The organism is Micromonospora sp. AMSO1212t (assembly GCF_008868145.1).
Lineage (GTDB): Bacteria > Actinomycetota > Actinomycetes > Mycobacteriales > Micromonosporaceae > Micromonospora > Micromonospora tulbaghiae.
This window is the reverse complement of sequence record NZ_WBKS01000237.1, coordinates 1-2,862: the sequence shown is the minus strand read 5'-3', so window position 1 is coordinate 2,862 and position 2,862 is coordinate 1. Positions and strand designations below refer to the sequence as shown.

The 2,862-nt window shown below is 74.6% G+C and carries 4 protein-coding genes; 3 read left to right on the top strand and 1 reads right to left on the bottom strand.

The features are described from left to right. Positions 1-479, bottom strand: a 479-nt coding sequence (locus F8279_RS29505; protein ID WP_192580799.1) for an SAM-dependent methyltransferase, incomplete at its 3' end; no start/stop codon positions are given. 193 nt (positions 480-672) lie between these two features. Here F8279_RS29505 and F8279_RS29500 point away from each other — a divergent pair. The 3 genes from F8279_RS29500 to panD form a co-directional block, all read left to right on the top strand. After that, the gene (locus F8279_RS29500) at positions 673-1,602 is read left to right on the top strand and encodes a Rossmann-like and DUF2520 domain-containing protein (protein ID WP_151501691.1); all 930 of its coding nucleotides are present in this window, start codon (positions 673-675) and stop codon (positions 1,600-1,602) included. Then, positions 1,602-2,444 (top strand): pantoate--beta-alanine ligase, encoded by an 843-nt coding sequence (gene panC / locus F8279_RS29495; RefSeq protein ID WP_091425689.1) that lies wholly within the window; start codon positions 1,602-1,604, stop codon positions 2,442-2,444. Before F8279_RS29500 ends, panC begins: the two co-directional genes overlap by 1 nt. A 30-nt stretch (positions 2,445-2,474) precedes the next feature. Then, positions 2,475-2,862, top strand: a 388-nt coding sequence (panD, locus tag F8279_RS29490; RefSeq protein WP_151501690.1) for an aspartate 1-decarboxylase, incomplete at its 3' end; no start/stop codon positions are given.

Below are 2,862 nucleotides of genomic sequence, written 5' to 3'. Positions count from 1 at the left end.
AGCCAGGTGGTGTCGGTGGGGGACGGGGGCGGTCCGACTGTCTCCTGGCCGGTTGCCGGGTCCACCAGGAGGAGGCGCCAGCCCGCGGGGGTGTGGACCGCCACGTCCACGGGGACGTTGTCCAGCCATTCGGTGGCCAGGAGCAGACCGGTGATGCCGTCGGGGATGCCGGCCCGCCAGTCGATCTCCGGCGGCAGGTCCGGTGGGCGGGCCGATCGTTCCACTGCTACCGGGTGGATCCGGGCGGCCAGCTCGGGTGCTGCCTGTGCCAGCAGCGCCCGGAGCAGTTCGCCCCGGCCGGCGCCCACGTCCACCACGTCCAGCCGGGCCGGGTGCCCCAGCGCCGCGTCCACCATCTCGAGTTGCCGCGCCAGGCACGCGGTGAAGACGGGCGAGGCGTGCACACTCGTGCGGAAGTGCGCGGCAGGCCCGGCGCCGGAGACGAAGAAGCCGTCCGGCCCGTACAGCGCCCGCTCCATCGCGTCGCGCCAGCGCAGCGGGGTGGTCACCGTGCCGACCCTACGGGACGTACCCGAAAGGGCGGTTTGCCCGCCACCGGAGCGGCCGCTTCGGGCGGTCGGTGAAGGTTTTCACACCTTCTTGTTTCGGGTCTGTCACCCGGGCGCATACTTGCCATCGACCGGTACCCCCTTCGAGGACTGGATCGCTGCCATGAGCGCACCGCTGCGCCCCCGGGCCACCGCTGCCCCGCTCGTCTTCCCGCGTACCCTCGCCGTCGGCGTCCTCGGCGCCGGCCGGGTCGGCGCCGTGCTGGGCGCGGCCCTCGCCGCCGCCGGCCACCGGTTGGTCGCCGCGTCCGGCGCCTCGGGCGCGACACGGGCCCGGCTGGCGCTGCTGCTGCCGCAGACCCCGCACCGCACCGCGTCCGAGGTGGCGCGTGCCGCCACCGACCTGCTGATCGTCGCGGTCCCGGACGACGCGCTCGCGGGCGTGGTCGCGGACCTGGCCGCGAGCGGCGCGCTGCGTCCCGGCCAGGTGGTGGCGCACACCTCCGGCGCGCACGGGCTCGCCGCGCTGGCCCCGGCCGTCGAGGCGGGCGCCCGGCCGCTCGCGCTGCACCCCGCGATGACCTTCACCGGTACGCCGGACGACCTGTCCCGCCTGCCCGGCATCTCCTACGGGGTGACCGCCCCGGCCGAGCTGCGCCCGTTCGCGGCCCGGCTGGTGGCCGACCTGGGCGGCGTACCGGAGTGGGTCGGTGAGAACGACCGGCCGCTCTACCACGCGGCGCTGGCACACGGCGCGAACCACCTGGTGACGCTCGTCAACGAGGCGGCCGACCGGCTGCGCGACGCCGGGGTGGAACGGCCGGAGAAGGTGCTCGCCCCGCTGCTGCGGGCCGCGCTGGAGAACGCGCTGCGGCTGGGCGACGACGCGCTGACCGGCCCGGTGTCGCGGGGCGACGCGGGCACCGTACGCCGGCATCTGGACCGGCTGGCGCGGACCGCGCCGGAATCCGTACCCGCGTATCTGGCGTTGGCACGACGGACGGCGGACCGCGCCGTCGCGGTCGGCCGCCTTCGCCCGGCGGACGCGGCCGCGCTGCGGAACGTGCTCGACCGAATCGAGGTGGCGGCCTGATGGCCGAGGTGCTGCACACGCGCAAGGAACTGGCGGCGGCCCGTGAGGCGATGGCCGGCCCGGTCGGCGTGGTGATGACCATGGGCGCGCTGCACGCCGGGCACGAGGCGCTGCTGCGGGCCGCCCGCGAGCGCGCCGGCCACGTCATCGTCACGATCTTCGTGAACCCGCTGCAGTTCGGCCCGAACGAGGACTTCGACCGCTACCCGCGCACGCTCGACTCCGACCTGGAGATCTGCCGCCGGGCCGGGGTGGACGTGGTGTTCGCGCCCTCGGCGACCGAGATGTACCCGGAGGGCCGGCCCACCGTGCGGCTCGACCCGGGTCCGCTCGGCGAGGACCTGGAGGGCCTGAGCCGTCCCGGCTTCTTCCACGGCGTGCTCACCGTGGTCATGAAGCTGCTCCAGCTCACCCGCCCCGACCTGGCCTTCTTCGGCGAGAAGGACTACCAGCAGCTCACCCTGGTCCGCCGGATGGTCCGCGACCTCGACGTGCCGACCGAGATCGTCGGCGTGCCGACCGTCCGGGAGCCGGACGGGCTGGCCATGTCCAGCCGCAACCGGTACCTGTCGGCGCCCGAGCGGCAGACCGCGCTGAGCCTGTCCGCCGCGTTGCGGGCCGGCGCGGCGGCGGCCGAGCGGGGCGAGGACGCGGGTGCGGTGCTCGCCGCCGCGCACCGGGCCTTCGACGCGCCGGACGCCCGCCTGGACTACCTGGTGCTCACCGACACCGAGCTGGAACCCGGCCCGGTCACCGGTCCGGCCCGGCTGCTGATCGCGGCCTGGGTCGGCGCCACCCGCCTGATCGACAACACGGCCATCCACCTCGCGCCGCGTACCTGAACCCCACCACGAATGCGGAAAGGCACCCCGATGTTCCGGACCATGCTCAAGTCGAAGATCCACCGCGCCACCGTGACCCAGGCCGACCTGCACTACGTCGGCTCGGTGACGGTGGACGAGGATCTGCTCGACGCGGCGGACCTGCTCCCCGGTGAGCAGGTAGCGATCGTGGACATCACCAACGGCGCCCGGCTGGAGACGTACGTGATCCCGGGCCGGCGGGGCAGCGGCGTGATCGGCATCAACGGCGCCGCCGCGCACCTGGTGCACCCCGGTGACCTGGTCATCCTGATCTCGTACGGGCAGATGGACGACGCCGAGGCCCGCACGTACCGCCCGAATGTGGTGCACGTGGACGCCGACAACAAGATCGTCGACCTCTCGACGGACCCGACCACGGCCGCCCCCGGCACCGCAG

Excerpts from the sequence above, each read along its gene's own strand:
- F8279_RS29500 (WP_151501691.1), top strand. The coding sequence starts at position 673 with ATGAGCGCACCGCTGCGCCCCCGGGCCACCGCTGCCCCGCTCGTCTTC.
- panC (WP_091425689.1), top strand. The coding sequence starts at position 1,602 with ATGGCCGAGGTGCTGCACACGCGCAAGGAACTGGCGGCGGCCCGTGAG.